Source organism: Rhodothermus marinus (genome assembly GCF_009936275.1).
GTDB lineage: Bacteria > Bacteroidota > Rhodothermia > Rhodothermales > Rhodothermaceae > Rhodothermus > Rhodothermus marinus_A.
The window spans coordinates 1,307,309-1,322,118 of the sequence record NZ_AP019797.1; the positions used below are offsets into that span (position 1 = coordinate 1,307,309).

Genomic DNA, 14,810 nt, shown 5'->3' on the forward strand with positions numbered 1-14,810 from the left:
TGGCGTTTTCTTGGCGATTTTGGCGATTACTTGGAGATTCCAATAAGGGCTCAAAAAGGACTCAAAGGGGTCAAAAACGGGTCAAAGGGGCAACAAACAACCCGATGGAGGAAAAGCATGATGCCTGAGCGTTCAGATATACCTCCCGGCTACCGGATGACCGAACTGGGGCCTTTGCCCGAGGAGTGGCGGGTGGTGAGGTTGGGGGAGGTGGCAACGATTGCGTCAGGGGGTTCGGCGCCGCAAGGTAACCGCTATTTTGGTGGCCCTTATCCTTTCGTACGAGTACAACACCTTGATGTTGACAATGATATGGTACGCCGCTGGGATCTCATCACCGATAAAGCCGTAAAAAGGTACAAGCTGAAACTCTTTCCGAAAGGGACTATTGTTTTCCCCAAAAGCGGGGCCGCTATCCGCCTTGAGAAACGAGCAATGCTTCCCGTTGATGCTTACCTTGTGAGTCATTTATGTGCAGTGTTACCTGATGAGAGCCGTGTGCTTGGTCTCTTTGCTTTTTATGCTCTGAGGAACGTACGTTTCGCTGAGACCAAGGCAGAGGGATATCCAACTCTTAGATTGAGCGAGATAAAGGAAACAAAAATCCCCCTCCCCCCTCTCCCCGAACAGCGGGCTATTGCTTATGTTCTGCGCACGGTTCAGGAGAGTAAGGAAGCTACGGAGCGGGTCATTACTGTTCTGCGGGAATTGAAAAAGAGCCTAATGCGGCATCTTTTCACCTACGGCCCTGTGCCCGTGGACGCCATTGAACGCGTGGAATTGCAGGAGACTGAAATCGGCCCCCTCCCCGCCCACTGGCGGGTGGTTAGGTTGGAGGAGGTGTTTGATATCCAACAAGGTAAGGCACTTTCTCGCAAAAAGGACAAAGGCTTACGACCGCGTCCATTTTTGCGAACTGCCAATGTCTTTTGGGGACGTCTTGACTTGTCAAATTTGGATCAAATGGATTTTAGCGAGGAGGAAGAGAAGAAGTACGCATTGAGGCCAGGGGATCTGCTTGTATGCGAAGGTGGAGATGTTGGGCGTACAGCCATTTGGGAAGGGCAATTAAAAGACGTGTATTACCAGAATCACCTTCACCGCTTGCGCGCAAAGAGCCAGGATGTTGAGCCCCGTTTTGTAATGTATTGGATGCAGACAGCGATGACTTTATTGGGGCTTTATCTTGGTACAAGCAATAAAACCACGATTCCCAATCTCTCAAGAAGTCGTTTGGCAAGCTTTGCTATCCCCCTCCCCCCGCTCCCCGAACAGCAGGAAATCGCCCGCATGCTGCAGGCCGTGGACGCCCGCATCGAGGCCGAGGAGAAGAAAAAAGCCGCGCTGGAGGCGCTCTTCAAGACCCTGCTGCACCACCTGATGACGGCCAAGATTCGCCTGCCCGAGGAATTCGTGAAAGGATTTAGCAAGGAGGATTTGGAACCATGAATCCTATTCATTTAGACCCTGGCATTTACCTAAATGTATTTCCCGTGACGTTGCCGGACGACCCCATTCCTATGGTTCAAGCTAATAGGGCATCGTGGACCGACTTGCGACCTCTTCGTGAAAGGATCAACAACCACAAAGTGTGGGTTTATCCAGACGGAAAAATCGTATATGGCTACGGCCCTGACAAAGCCATTTTGAAAGATCAGGGGTTTCAGGAAACTGAGGTCAGGCTTAGAGAAACACCCAGATTGGCTGCTTGGCTAATCGTCGAAGGGATAGTGAACCTACTTAGGCAGGAAGGCTATGAGACTCTTTTTCCAAAGGAACGCTCCGAATCAATCAAGGGACGCTGGCAACTCTATCACCCGAACCAATTCAAAAAAGTTGCCGGTAGTGGGATTCGCGTGCATCAAGGGTATGACCTGCGTGCTTTCTTCTGGAAAGACATCGTTTCTGAACAGCTTGCCTTCGGGTTGATCGTGGACATTATTTGGGCACTGCGGGACGATGAAAATCAGTCGCTCAATATGCGCCAGATCAGGCAGCGATATGGGTACAATGCGATAATTGAAGTTGGCAAAGTTCAAGGAGAATACTTGCCGGGTAGCAATAGGATCAATACCGAAGTGGCTCGTCAGCGATTCCGGGAGAATATACTACCTTTCATCCAAAGACATTCAAAGTTTGAACTGCCTTGCGGTGGGGTGGCCCGGATTCACGCGAAGCCTATCCGAATCATCCTGGGAGGTGAGGAGCAATGAGCACTTTTACAGGTGAAATGCTTAAGCCGCCAGCACTGCGATTTAATTACTCATCAACCTCTGCTCAGCATGACAACCCACGGGAAGGACTAAAAACTTATGGCCCTTACGACTCTGACATCCTGGGTAAAGATCGTATCCGCGCTGCTGTGATTTTCCCTTCTCAGTATGATAGAGAAAAGACTACGCTGGTACGCTGGCTAACGAACGGTTATACATCCAAGCACGGATCGTTTAGAGGCTTTAAAAACCTCTTTAAAATCTCTTTAAGCATAGAGAGAGAATATCCCCTTTCTGTAGAGAATGAGAAAGAAGTACAGAGTGCAATCCGAGACTTGGCGTGTCAGGGCAACGTAGATCTGGCGTTAATTCTTATCACTTCACAGGATGGAGACCTATATCGAATCATCAAGCAAGAACTCCTAGGCAACGGTATCCCAAACCAGATTGTGACAGTTGAGAAGTTGCGTGATGCAAGACAATTGCCTTGGGTGTTAGAAAATATTGCGTTAGCCTGCTACGCTAAAAGTGGGGGCACCCCCTGGGTTATTGCTTCCGAGAGCAGTCGACGCGAACTTGTTATCGGCATCAGCCGTACGCAAGATCGTAACAAGCAGTTTCTCGTGGGATTCGTCACTCTTTTTACCTAGGATGGTGATTTTCTATTGCTGCACTCATTGGCACCGGTTTTGGAATGGGAGCAGGAGAAATACGTAAAAGGGCTAACCGACTTGATCGTCGAGGCCTACCACGAATATCGCGAGATTCAAGGCACACCTGACGCAATCATACTGCACCTTTGCAAACGGCCTGGCCGCTTCCGGGAGGTTGAGGCTGTGCAGCGAGCCCTTCAGCAGATAGGCGATGTTCCTTATGCCCTGATCCATCTCAACGACGACAGTAGTTATCGGCTATTCGATACAAGTCACGCCACTTATGTCCCCCAGGCCGGGCTGAAGGTGGATTTGGGCCGGCGCAACGTCCTGTTACTGCTTGATGGACGCATCGGTGATAGGCGCTATCGTAGAGGCGTACCACGGGTGTTAGATATTTCCATGGATAAACGCTCTACGATCTCCGCTGATGAATTCCCCCGTTTGGTTCGCCAGATCTACAATTTCGCCCGGGTTAATTGGCGTGGGTTTAACGCGCGTGCCGTTCCCGTTACACTCAACTATTCCTACCTCATCGCCCGTCTTATCGTAGAGATCGGTGCGAATAGATGGAACCAAGTTATCAGTGCAGGTCGATTGAGGGATAAGGCATGGTTCCTATGAGAATGAACTTCTACCGGTATCGAGAAGAGGTCAAGCGAGCAATTCTCCAGCGGGTCGCTCGTCTGAACTCTGCATGGGACCCATTTGGTGTTTCTTGGTTGGCCTATGCTCTTAGCCAAGATGGTTTTGAAGAAAATCAACCGTTATTAGAATTAGTCCGAAGGCTTAGCCGTTGGGCAGAAAACGATGAGGCCTGGGCTGCGCGACGGAACCTGGGAGCGCTATGTTTCCTGGGCTATTTCCTGAGCAAAATGTCCAAAGATGCACCGGACTTCACAGATCGGGTCTTGGAGCAGATCGAGCGATTAGAGGAGCAGAAGAGCCACAAGTTTTCGCCGGTGAATGATCCAGAGCAGGTCTTCCCAATGGCTCTGCTGGTTGGATTTCTGGAGGAAGCCTCTCAGAGCCTCAAGGATTTTCTGAAAGAGGTAGCCCGTACACGAATCCAAGGCGCGATCAAGCGCCGGATCCTTTACTGCGCAGCGTTAAGGGAGTTGGGCGAGAATCCTTCCATATCCATAGAAGACGTGAGCGATCCCAGCGATGTTATCGCGTTAGTATGGTATTGGGAGCGATATGCCCCAAGCGGTGAGCAGGCAAAGTTGTGGAAGGCCTTTGAAAACATCAAGGATGGGTTATCTTTTGACCGAGATGAAGTGCGCGAAGGAGTCCGTGTTCTTTCAGATTCGGAAGTAGCCCTGCTGTATGAAGCACTCACTCGTGAGACTGCTGAGCCCGATCCCAATTTGCTGTTTGAGTTTTATCTGCTTCATCCACGCGTAAAGGATATTGCCCGAAAACATTTCGAAAATGGTAACTATTTGACTGCGGTTTTTGAAGCTGCAAAAGCTTTTGAGAAGTATTTAAAGGAGCTGACAGGAATAGAACAAACATGCCGTCCTTTGGTGCAGCAAAGCATGGGCGGGAATTCTCCTCGCATTAAATTCAACAACTGTCGTACTAAATCAGAAAAAAATGAACAAGAGGGATTAAAGTTGATAGCAGAAGGCATTTGTGCTGCTTTTCGCAACCCTAAAGGACACGAGCCGGAGGATAGCCCTCAGGTGCAAATAGACGCTTTGGAAGCATTGGATCAACTTGTGATTATCAGCTACATTTTCAAGCGAGTAGAAAGGGCTCAAGCAAAATTAGGTTCAGAGGAAACGCTGTGACCTATTACAAATTCCAACGCCACCACCGCCGTTCCATCCGGTTGAAGGGATACGATTACACCCAACCGGGCGCGTATTTCGTCACCATCTGCACCCACGGGCGCGCCCCTCTGTTCGGCGACGTGGTGGACTGGGAAATGCGGTTGAACGACATGGGGGAAATCGTGCGCGCGTGTTGGCATGAAATCCCGGACCATTTCCAACACGTGGAATTGGACGCCTTCGTGGTGATGCCCAATCATGTCCACTGCATCGTATGCATCGTGGACAACGTAGGGGCGACGCATGCGTCGCCCCTACATGCGTCGCCCCGACGGAATAAACCGCGTGGGCCTGCGCCGGGTTCTATTGGCGCCATTGTGGGTGCATTCAAATCCGCGGTCACGCAGCGCATCAACCAACGGTGCGGCACTCCCGGCACATCCGTCTGGCAACGCAATTACTACGAACACATCATCCGCACCGAGCGCGCCCTGAACGCCATCCGGCGCTACATTGCCGAAAATCCCCTGCACTGGCACCTGGACCGCTACAACCCCTACGCTACCGGCACCGACCCCCAGGCATGGGAGATCTGGCAAATGATAAAGGAAGATGCCCAAACGGTAAGGCGACGCGCTGCGTCGCCCTTACGGGAGGCCAGCCATGACCTTATCTAGCGAACGCCGCATCGTCCAAAACCCCTTCATTCGCTACGCCGAGGAGGCCGGCTGGCAGTATCTATCTCCGGAGGAAGCCCTGCGGCTCCGCGGCGGAGAGGATAGCCCCATCCTGCACACCGTTTTTATCGAGCAACTGCAGCGCTTAAACCCCGGAATTGTGGATTCGGTGACCAAGGCCGAGGAGGTCTTCAACCGTCTCATCCGCGTCCGGCCTAACATCGAAGGTAACCTGGAAGCCTGGGAGTACCTCAAGGGGATGAAAACCGTCTTCGTCGAAGCCGAGCGCCGCGAGCGCAACCTGCGCCTGCTCGATACGGAGAACATAGAGGCCAATCGCTTCCATGTCACCGACGAGTTTCGCTTCGTCAGCGGCCACGTCGCCATCCGCGCGGATGTGGTGCTCTTCGTCAACGGGATCCCCGTGATCGTCGTGGAAACCAAGGCGGCCACCCGCCCCGAAGGCATTGCCGAAGCCTTCGACCAGATCCGCCGTTACCACCAGGAAGCGCCTGAACTCATGGCCCAGGCGCAGATCTTCGCCCTCACCCACCTGGTCAGGTTTTTCTACGGTGCCACCTGGAGCCTATCGCGCAAAACTCTCTTCAACTGGCGGGAAGATCTTGAGAGACAGCGCGCCGTGTCCCGACAACCTGCCGATTTCGAAACCTTGGTCAAATCCTTCGTCGCTCCGCGGCGGGTGCTGCGCGTGCTCACCGAATACATCCTTTTCACCCGCCGTGATGGCGAGTTGAGCAAGGTGGTCCTGCGCCCCCACCAGATGCGGGCCACCGAAAAGGTGATTGCCCGCGCTCGGGACCCGCAGAGGCGCCGTGGCCTGGTCTGGCACACCCAGGGTTCGGGCAAGACTTACACCATGATTACGGTGGCCAAACTACTGCTGGAGGACCCGCGCTTCCAGAACCCCACGGTCCTCATGATCGTGGACCGCAACGAACTCCAGCAGCAACTCTTCCAAAACCTGGAGTCCGTCGGCTTTGGCCGGGTGCATGTGGCCCGGAGCAAACGTCATCTGCGCGAACTTTTGCGCCAGGACACCCGCGGCCTGATCGTGTCCATGATCCACAAGTTCGACAAGGCCGACGCGAACTTCAACACCCGCGCCAACATCTTCGTGCTCATCGACGAAGCCCACCGCTCCACCGGCGGCGACCTGGGCAACTACCTGATGGGCGCCCTGCCCAACGCTACCTTCATCGGCTTCACCGGCACGCCCATCGACAAAAGCGCCCACGGCAAGGGCACCTTCAAGACCTTCGGCGGGGATGACCCCGGCGGCTATCTGGACAAATACGCCATTCGCGAGTCCATCGAGGACGGCACCACCGTGCCCCTGCACTACCAGATGGCCCCCAACGACCTGATCGTGGACCGGAGCGCCATGGAAGCGGAGTTTTGGAAGGCCGCCGCCCTGGAGGGAGTGACCGATGTGGAAGAACTCAACCGTGTCCTGGACCGGGCCGTGACCCTCAAGAACCTGCTCAAGAACCGCCAGCGCGTGGAGCGCATTGCCTCCTTTGTGGCCAAGCACTACCGCACCTATGTGGAGCCCATGGGCTACAAAGCCTTTCTCGTCGCCGTGGACCGCGAGGCCTGCGGCCTGTACAAGGAAGCCCTGGATCACCACCTGCCGCCGGAATACAGCCAGGTGGTCATCAGCCGAGGGCATAACGACCCGCCCGAACTCAAGCGCTGGCATCTGAGCGATGAGGAAGAGGCAGCCGTGCGCAAAGCCTTCCGCAAGCCCGATCAGCCTCCCTACATCCTCATCGTCACCGAAAAGCTGCTCACCGGCTACGACGCGCCCATCCTCTACGCCATGTACCTCGACAAGCCCATGCGCGACCATGTGCTCCTGCAAGCCATTGCGCGGGTCAACCGTCCCTATGAGGACGACGAGGGCCGGCGCAAGACCAACGGCCTGATCGTGGACTTCGTGGGCATCTTCGACAACCTGGAGCGGGCCCTGGCCTTCGATTCCCAGGATGTGGAAGGGGTGGTGGAAGGGCTGGATGTGCTTAAGGAGCGCTTTGAGATCTTGATGCAACAAGGGCGGGAGGCGTATCTACCCCTGCGTGCAGGCAAAAGCGAAGACAAGGCGGCCGATGCCGTGCTGGAGCACTTCCGCGACCGGGAGGCGCGCGAGGCTTTCTACGCCTACTTTCGCGAACTGCAGGAGGTGTACGAAATCCTTTCGCCCGATCCCTTCCTGCGCCCTTTCCTGGAAGACTATCGCGCCCTGGTGGCGATGTACCGTCTGCTGCGCAGCGCCTATGAGCCGCACGTGTCGGTAGACAAATCCTTCCTGCGCAAGACGGCCGAGATCGTCCAACAACACACCACCACGCAGGCCGTCCACGAGCCCCAGGCCACCTACGAGATCGGCGCCGGTGCGCTGCTGGCGCTCGTCGCTCAGGACAAACCCGACGCGGTCAAGGTTTTCAACCTGCTCCGGGCACTGCATCGCCTGGTGGAAGCCCAAGGGAAGGAACAGCCCCACCTGATCCCCATCGGCGAGCGGGCCGAAGCCATCCGTCAGGCTTACGAAGCGCGGCAGATGAACAGCCAGCAGGCCTTGGAAGCCCTGAACGACCTGGTGCGCCGCCTGCAAGAAGCCGAGGAAGAGTGGCGCGAGAGCGACCTTACACCGGAAGCCTTTGCCGTGGCCTGGTGGTTGCGGGTGCAAAAGGAGATGGACGCACCGCAAGCCCATCGTCTGGCCGCCCAAATCGAACCGGCCTTCCAGGCCTTCCCCCACTGGGCCACCAGCCAGTACCAGGAGCGCGAGCTGCGCAAGCAACTCTACAAAATCCTGGTCGAGGCGGGAGTCAAGGAAGTGGTCGCCTGGGCCGACGAAGTGTTGACCCTGTTACGGGGGATATCCTCATGAGCCAACGCGGAACAAAGCACGCAGAAGCCACATCGCCCTTGCAGGAGGCCATCTCCCGTGACATCCTGTTGGCCGAGGTGTGGGCTTGGGCGCGACGCATCGGCGTGGAGGAGCGCCTGCGCGAGGTGCGCATCCAGCCCATGACGCGCAAGTGGGCCAGCGTTTCCACCCGCGGGCGGCTGACCTTGAGCCGCGACCTGCTCGACCAACCAGCGGCCTTTCGGCGCCAGGTCATTGTGCACGAGTTGGTGCACCTCAAACTCCGCCACGGCGGGCACACGAAACTCTTCCACGCCCTGGTGCGGGCCTATCTGACTCAGTATGAAGGTAGGGATGCATAAAGGCCAGGCGGTACGGGCTGGAAGCAGGGCGTTACAGGTGCCACTGAAGTTGAAGCTGAAAGTGGCGGGGTGGGGCCAGCAAGGCAGGCCGTTCTACATAGTAGTAGTCCAGGGCATTTTTGACTAGAAAAGTTAGCGTTAGCGACGAGACCTGCCAGCGCAGGCGCAGGTCGAGCACGCGCACCGGCACGGTCACCTCGGCGTCCGGCACGAAGCGCGCAAACTCGGTATCGATACGCTCCGGGCGGCTGGCCACGCGCAGGTCTGCACCCAGCGCCAGATGGGACGGCAGCATCATCGTGAGGCTCGTTTTGAGCAGGTGGCGGCTTCGGAACGACAGCGGCAGGGGTTCGGGACCGGTCAGGTCTTTCGCGTCCAGCAGGGTGTAGCCGAGCATTCCTTCCAGCCAGCCGCCCAGCAGGCGGACGTCCAGGGTGGTCTCCAGACCGCGAATGCGGGCGCGTGTCAGGTTGACGAACTGGAAGGCCAGGCGCTCGGCCTGAAAGCGCGGCTCGACGAGGTCCCGGTAGTCGGTCCAGAACAGCGCCAGCGTGCCGTTCAGCTCGGCCAGCAGACCCGCGCGGTAACGATAGCGGAGCCCGACTTCGTAGCCGGTGCTGGTTTCGGGACGCAGGTCCGGGTTGGCGACGATCGGGAAGAATTCCTGGTTTTCGATGTAGCGCTCGGCCACGCCGGGCACGCGGAAGCCCAGTCCGAAGGCGGCGTGCAGCGTCAGACCGGGCCGCGCCTGGAACAGTACGTTGGTGCGTGGACTGAGCCGGGTAATCCACCGGTCGGCGCGGATCTGGTAGGCGTCGAAGCGCAGGCCGCCGGTCAGGCGCCAGCGCGCCGTGAGCGCCTCTTCCCACTGGCCGAAGACGGCCACTTCGGGCTGGCTCCGAAACGGATGACCGTCTTCGGACGGAAAGAACGAGGAGCGCGTGGCGACGGCGTCGGCCGAAGCGCCGAAGGTCAGGTAGCGCCCTTCGGCAGGTTGCCAGTCGAGTTGAAGCTGTCCGCCGTAGCGAAAGCCCAGCGTGCCTTTCGAGAGCGGTTTGGGGCGGCCCTGTTCATCGAGGGGGCGCAGCGCCAGTACGTAGAGCCGACCGCCGATCGTGTAGAAGAAGCTGTGGCCGGGCGCGTGCGTGAAGGCCGGCAGGAGCGTCCACTGGAGCGACTGGGTATCGTTGGCACCGACGGCGTCTCTGGCCCCGGTGGTGGGAATGCTGCCGGGGTTGAGCGGGTCGCGCAGGCCGTTCCAGTACAGAAACGAGTCGTTGCGTCGCCAGGTCAGGCCCGAGAGCACTACGACGCGTGCACCGGCGGCCGGCTGCCAGCGCAGCTTCGTGTAACCCTGCAGCATGGTGCGTTCGCTGAAGTTCAGGTGGCCCGTGTCGCGCAGATAGGTGAGGTGGATCCAGCCGCCGAGCCGGTCGCTCAGGCGTCGGGCATGCGTGAAAATCGCGGTGCCGAAGGGCCGCCAGTGCCGCGCCCCTTCCCAGTGTGCCCGCCATTCCTCATGACGCACAGGCTCGTAGGCACCGCCGGAAAGGCGCACTTCCGTTTCGGGCTGTTCCGGAAAATCGCGCGTGACGACCTGAATCACACCGCCCAGCGCGCCGCTTCCGTAGAGGGCCGAGCCCGGACCTTTGAGCACTTCGATCCGGTCGATCTGGGCGATGGGCAGCAGTTCGAAGGGCACGCCGTCGGCATCGGGCGACAGCATTGGGAAGCCGTCGATCAGCAGCAGCACGCGGCTTCCTGCATTGTAGGTGAAGCCCGACGAGCCCCGGATGTTGACCTGATTGCCCGTCATCTGCACGCCGGGAATGTAACGCAGTGCGTCGTCGAGCGTGAACAGGCCGCGTGCGGTCACGTCGGCCAGCGACAGCACCGACAGGCTGATGGGCACCTGTTCCAGCGGCTGGGCTCGCCGCGCGGCCGTCACGACCACTTCCGGGGCCTCGATGACGGTGGGGACCAGTGCAAAGTCCAGACGCCGATGCGCGCCCGGCGTGAGTGTGACGGTCTGTTCCGCCGGCACGTAGCCGACGGCCGACGCGCGTACCGTGTACGTGCCGGGCGGAATGTTCGCAATGAGGTAGCGTCCAGCGGCGTCGGTGGCGGCGCCATAAAGCGTCCCCACGAGTACCACGTTCACGCCGGCGAGCGGCGTGCCGTAGACGTCGCGCACGGTGCCTTCCAGCGTGGCCCGTTCGGGCTGGGCGCGCAGCGGCAGGGCGATAAGGAGGAGCAGCAGGCTGCTGTATCTCATGGCGATCCCGGAAAACTGGCAGGATTGCGAAAGTCGGCCTCCAGCACGATGGGGCGGCGCTCGCCCGGACGGAGGATGAGCGGCCGGTCGTAGACCACCAGCGGCCGCCAATCAAACGGATTCGGACCGAATTTCCAGGCGATGCCGCTGTAGCGAAACGTGTCGGCGGCCACGCCTTCCAGATCGATCACGACGCGGAACGTGTCCGAATCGACAAAGCGCCGCAGCGTGTCGCTACGTTCTATCTCGTTGAAGCGTAGTAGCAGCTCCTGCGTGCTCTGGGGCACGAAGCGCATTGCCACGAAGCGCAGTTCGCGCACCGAGTCCGGATGCGGCCAGGGACCGTTGTAGTACACGGTGCCCTCGATGACGGCCAGCGGCGAAGGCGGAGGCGGGGCCAGTCCGCCGTCGCAACCGGCCAGCAGCAAGATGACCGGAAATAAAAGGGTTAAAGGCTTTCGCGTGGGTTGTCCGTGAATTCGGGACCGAACCGGTCGGGAACGTGTTGAATGCGCCGCGCAGGGTTTGGCGCCGGAGCCGTGTGAATGTATATTTTCGACCGCCGTCTTGCAGTTCGAGCCGTGCATGCAGAAAAACAGCCACCGAGGCTCGACGCGGTTGTAAGCGGTTTCTATGGACGTAAGCCAGAAGATCATCGATGCGGTTGTCTGATCTGCACTACGATTATCCTAAAAGCCTGGTCGCCAAGTATCCGGCCGAGCCGCGCGACAGCGCCCGGCTCATGGTGCTTGATCGCAAGCGTAAGACCATCGAACATCGCATCTTCCGTGACATTGTCGATTATTTCAACGAAGGCGATGTTCTGGTGGTCAATAATACGAAAGTTTTTCCGGCGCGGCTCTACGGCCGCAAGGAGAAAACTGGAGCCAAAATCGAAGTCCTGCTGCTGCGCGAGCTGAATGCCGAAAGCCGCCTCTGGGATGCGCTCGTCGATCCGGCCCGCAAGATCCGGGTGGGCAACAAGATCTACTTCGACGGCGGGCTGGTGGCCGAGGTGATCGACAACACGACTTCGCGCGGCCGTACGATCCGGTTCCTTTTTGACGGCAGCGACGAAGAGCTCTACCGGAAAATCGAAGAAGTCGGCCACATGCCGCTGCCGCCCTACATCAAGCGCGAAGACGAGCCGGAGGATCGCGAGCGCTATCAGACAATCTTTGCGCAGGAGACGGGTTCGGTGGCGGCTCCGACGGCCGGTTTGCACTTTACGCCGGAGCTGGTCGAGCGCCTGAAGCAGAAAGGCGTCGACATCGTGCCCATCACGCTGCACGTGGGACTGGGCACGTTCCGGCCGATCGAGGTCGAGGACCTCACCAAGCATCGCATGGATTCTGAGTACTTTACCATCACCGAGGAGGCGGCCGAGCGCATCAATCGCGCCCTGCTTTCCCCGGAGCACACCGTGACGGCCGTGGGGACGACGGTGGTGCGGGCGCTCGAGTCGAGCATCTCGGCCACCGGCACGGTCAAGCCCGGTTTTGGCTGGACGGACAAGTTCATCTATCCGCCTTACGACTTCAAAATCGTCGAGCGGCTCATTACCAACTTCCACATGCCGCGCAGCACGCTGCTGGCGCTGGTGGTGGCGTTTGCCGGGTACGACTTTGTCATGGAGGCCTACCGCACCGCCGTTCAGGAAAAATACCGGCTGTTTTCCTTCGGAGATGCCATGCTGATTCTCTGATGGGAGGGTAGGCGAATGACCGAGGCGGTGCAGCAGCAAGGCGTGGGTCGGGTAGCTGTGCTGGTGCCGGCGGCCGGGCGCGGATCGCGGCTGGGAGGACCGCGAAAGCAGTTTCGGCGACTGGGCGGACGGCCACTCCTGGAGCAGACGCTTCGTGCTTTCGCGCTGCACCCGGAGGTGGACGGCCTGATCGTCGCGGTGCCGGCCGATCGGGTGAAACAGGTGGCGACGTCGCTTCAGGCCGCCGGAATCCCGAAGGTCTGGCAGGTGGTAGCCGGGGGACGGACGCGCCAGGAGTCGGTGCAGGCGGCGCTTGCCGCCTTGCCTCCGGATGTGGCGCTGGTACTCGTTCACGATGCCGTGCGGCCGTTCATCCTGCCGGAGCAGATTTCGGCCGTTATCGAAGCGACGCGCCGCGTTGGGGCGGCTGCGCTGGCCATTCCGGAAGCCGACACCGTGCGGCGCGTGCGCGACGGCCTGCTGGGCGAGACGGTGCCGCGTGCCGGCCTCTACCGGATGCAGACGCCGCAGGGATTCCGGCGCGACTGGCTGGAAGCCGCCCACCGGCAACCCGGCGAAGCCGCCGCCACCGACGATGTCGAACTGGTGCAGCGGCTGGGCTACCCGGTCGCGTGTGTGCCCGGTAGCAGCTTCAACTTCAAGATCACCACGGCCGAGGACTGGGAGCTGGCCCAGATGCTCTGGCCGCAGTGGGAAACACGCCTGCGCCAAAAGCTGACCGAGAACGCATGACGGCTTTTCGCATCGGCTTCGGCTACGACGTACATCGACTGGTCCCGGGGCGTCCGCTCATCCTGGGCGGCGTACGCATCCCCTCGGAGCGGGGGCTGGCCGGCCACTCCGACGCCGACGTGCTGCTGCATGCCATCGCCGACGCCCTGCTGGGAGCCGCCGCATTGGGCGACATCGGCCAGCACTTCCCGGACACCGATCCGCGCTGGAAGGATGCCGACAGCCTGGAGCTGCTTCGTCAGGTGTATCATCAGGTCGTTGCGGCCGGCTACGAAGTGGCCAACGTCGATAGTACCGTCGTACTGGAGCGCCCCCGTCTTCGGCCTTATATCGATACGATGCGCGCTAATATTGCCCGCGTGCTGGCCCTTCCGGCCGAAGCCGTCTCGGTCAAGGCCACGACCAGCGAGGGTATGGGCTTTGTCGGGATCGGCGAGGGGGCCGTGGCGTTTGCTGTCTGTCTGCTTCGCCCACGCACCGTTGAATCATAAGCGCACATGGACTGGCTGGCCGATCTGACGCAGTGGGCGCTACAGGTGCCGCCGTTCTGGGTATATGTGGCGCTGCTGGTGATCGCCTACGGCGAAAACGTGGTGCCGCCCATTCCCGGCGATCTGTTCGTCGTGTTCTGTGGCTACCTGGCGGGGCGGGGCACGCTGGAGCTGTGGCTGGTGATTCTGCTTTCGACCATAGGAGGCGCAGCCGGCTTCATGACCATGTACGCGGTGGGCTACCGGATCGGAACGGCCGTGCTGGACCCCGAGCGGCTTCGCTGGCTTCCCAAGCAGCGTATCTACCAGGTCCAACGCTGGATGCAGCGCTGGGGCTACGGGATCGTGGCGGCCAATCGGTTTCTGAGCGGCGCCCGTTCGGTCATTTCGCTGACCGTGGGTATGGCCCACATGCATCCGGGCAAGACGGCCCTGCTGGCTACCCTCAGCGCATTTGTGTGGACCATGCTGATCGCCTATCTGGGCTATGCCGTCGGCGAAAACTGGCCCGTGGTGCGCCGCTATCTGCAGGTGTACGGCTGGATTGTACTGGGCGTACTGGGGCTGATTGCGCTGGGCGTAGCCATGCGTGCCTGGTGGCGGCGCGCCCGAAAGACGCGCGTTTCATGAGCTCTTGAAGCGCATTTTTATTGACAGCCGCGGAACTCCTGGGCTAAATTAGCATTCTCGAAGCTGCTCCGACGAGCTGGCGTAGCTCAACTGGTAGAGCAGCTCACTTGTAATGAGCAGGTTGGGGGTTCGAGTCCCTCCGCCAGCTCCTGATTGTAAATTTGGCGTGGGGTGGGCACACGGGGGCGGCGATGTTCATTTAAGGGAACGAAACGGGCAGGTACCGAAGTGGCCAAACGGGGCAGACTGTAAATCTGCTGGCGCAACGCCTTCGGAGGTTCGAATCCTCCCCTGCCCACCACGGTCGAGCGGGAGTAGCTCAGATGGTAGAGCATCAGCCTTCCAAGCTGAGGGTCGCGGGTTCGAGTCCCGTCTCCCGCTCC

At 59.3% G+C, this 14,810-nt stretch carries 14 protein-coding genes and 3 tRNA genes; 15 read left to right on the forward strand and 2 right to left on the reverse strand.

The features are described from left to right. Positions 1-117 precede the first annotated feature (117 nt). From GYH26_RS15070 to GYH26_RS05750, 8 genes are read left to right on the forward strand one after another with little or no spacing between them, the layout of a single operon-like run. On the forward strand, positions 118-1,449 hold the full coding sequence (locus GYH26_RS15070; protein WP_206751742.1) for a restriction endonuclease subunit S: 1,332 nt from the start codon (positions 118-120) through the stop codon (positions 1,447-1,449). Beyond that, positions 1,446-2,213, forward strand: a complete 768-nt coding sequence (locus GYH26_RS05720) for a hypothetical protein (protein WP_161540835.1) — start codon at positions 1,446-1,448, stop codon at positions 2,211-2,213. The genes GYH26_RS15070 and GYH26_RS05720 overlap by 4 nt, the downstream gene beginning before the upstream one ends. After that, the gene (locus GYH26_RS05725) at positions 2,210-2,863 is read left to right on the forward strand and encodes a hypothetical protein (RefSeq protein ID WP_161540836.1); all 654 of its coding nucleotides are present in this window, start codon (positions 2,210-2,212) and stop codon (positions 2,861-2,863) included. Before GYH26_RS05720 ends, GYH26_RS05725 begins: the two co-directional genes overlap by 4 nt. Positions 2,864-2,902: 39 nt before the next feature. Then, positions 2,903-3,490 carry a hypothetical protein gene (locus GYH26_RS05730; protein WP_161540837.1) on the forward strand — a complete coding sequence of 196 codons (588 nt, stop codon included), beginning with the start codon at positions 2,903-2,905 and terminating at the stop codon, positions 3,488-3,490. Next, a complete protein-coding gene (locus tag GYH26_RS05735) occupies positions 3,487-4,662 on the forward strand; it encodes a TIGR02391 family protein (protein ID WP_161540838.1) in 1,176 nt (391 codons plus the stop codon). Before GYH26_RS05730 ends, GYH26_RS05735 begins: the two co-directional genes overlap by 4 nt. Beyond that, positions 4,659-5,321, forward strand: coding sequence for a transposase (locus GYH26_RS05740; protein WP_161540839.1), 663 nt, complete (start codon positions 4,659-4,661; stop codon positions 5,319-5,321). The genes GYH26_RS05735 and GYH26_RS05740 overlap by 4 nt, the downstream gene beginning before the upstream one ends. Then, positions 5,308-8,232 carry a type I restriction endonuclease subunit R gene (locus GYH26_RS05745; RefSeq protein ID WP_161540840.1) on the forward strand — a complete coding sequence of 975 codons (2,925 nt, stop codon included), beginning with the start codon at positions 5,308-5,310 and terminating at the stop codon, positions 8,230-8,232. The genes GYH26_RS05740 and GYH26_RS05745 overlap by 14 nt, the downstream gene beginning before the upstream one ends. Continuing rightward, a complete protein-coding gene (locus GYH26_RS05750) occupies positions 8,229-8,573 on the forward strand; it encodes a M48 metallopeptidase family protein (RefSeq protein ID WP_012843597.1) in 345 nt (114 codons plus the stop codon). Before GYH26_RS05745 ends, GYH26_RS05750 begins: the two co-directional genes overlap by 4 nt. A gap of 31 nt (positions 8,574-8,604) precedes the next feature. Here GYH26_RS05750 and GYH26_RS05755 read toward each other — a convergent pair whose 3' ends face one another. Both GYH26_RS05755 and GYH26_RS05760 read right to left on the reverse strand, forming a co-directional pair. Beyond that, positions 8,605-10,848 carry a TonB-dependent receptor gene (locus GYH26_RS05755; protein ID WP_161540841.1) on the reverse strand — a complete coding sequence of 748 codons (2,244 nt, stop codon included), beginning with the start codon at positions 10,846-10,848 and terminating at the stop codon, positions 8,605-8,607. Then, positions 10,845-11,276 carry a hypothetical protein gene (locus tag GYH26_RS05760; RefSeq protein WP_242006613.1) on the reverse strand — a complete coding sequence of 144 codons (432 nt, stop codon included), beginning with the start codon at positions 11,274-11,276 and terminating at the stop codon, positions 10,845-10,847. Before GYH26_RS05760 ends, GYH26_RS05755 begins: the two co-directional genes overlap by 4 nt. A gap of 230 nt (positions 11,277-11,506) precedes the next feature. Here GYH26_RS05760 and queA point away from each other — a divergent pair, with 230 nt between their 5' ends. From queA to GYH26_RS05795, 7 genes are all read left to right on the forward strand, one after another. Beyond that, positions 11,507-12,553 carry a tRNA preQ1(34) S-adenosylmethionine ribosyltransferase-isomerase QueA gene (queA, locus tag GYH26_RS05765; protein WP_161540843.1) on the forward strand — a complete coding sequence of 349 codons (1,047 nt, stop codon included), beginning with the start codon at positions 11,507-11,509 and terminating at the stop codon, positions 12,551-12,553. 15 nt (positions 12,554-12,568) lie between these two features. Next, on the forward strand, positions 12,569-13,306 hold the full coding sequence (gene ispD / locus GYH26_RS05770) for a 2-C-methyl-D-erythritol 4-phosphate cytidylyltransferase (protein ID WP_014066683.1): 738 nt from the start codon (positions 12,569-12,571) through the stop codon (positions 13,304-13,306). Then, positions 13,303-13,797, forward strand: coding sequence for a 2-C-methyl-D-erythritol 2,4-cyclodiphosphate synthase (ispF, locus tag GYH26_RS05775; RefSeq protein WP_161540844.1), 495 nt, complete (start codon positions 13,303-13,305; stop codon positions 13,795-13,797). The genes ispD and ispF overlap by 4 nt, the downstream gene beginning before the upstream one ends. 6 nt (positions 13,798-13,803) lie before the next feature. After that, entirely contained in the window at positions 13,804-14,427 is a 624-nt protein-coding gene (locus GYH26_RS05780) for a DedA family protein (RefSeq protein ID WP_161540845.1), read from the forward strand. 75 nt (positions 14,428-14,502) lie between these two features. Continuing rightward, positions 14,503-14,575 (forward strand) — tRNA-Thr (locus tag GYH26_RS05785). Positions 14,576-14,641: 66 nt separating this feature from the next. Continuing rightward, positions 14,642-14,728: transfer RNA gene (locus tag GYH26_RS05790), tRNA-Tyr, on the forward strand. Between the two features lie 7 nt (positions 14,729-14,735). After that, positions 14,736-14,808 (forward strand) — tRNA-Gly (locus tag GYH26_RS05795). Positions 14,809-14,810: the final 2 nt, after the last annotated feature.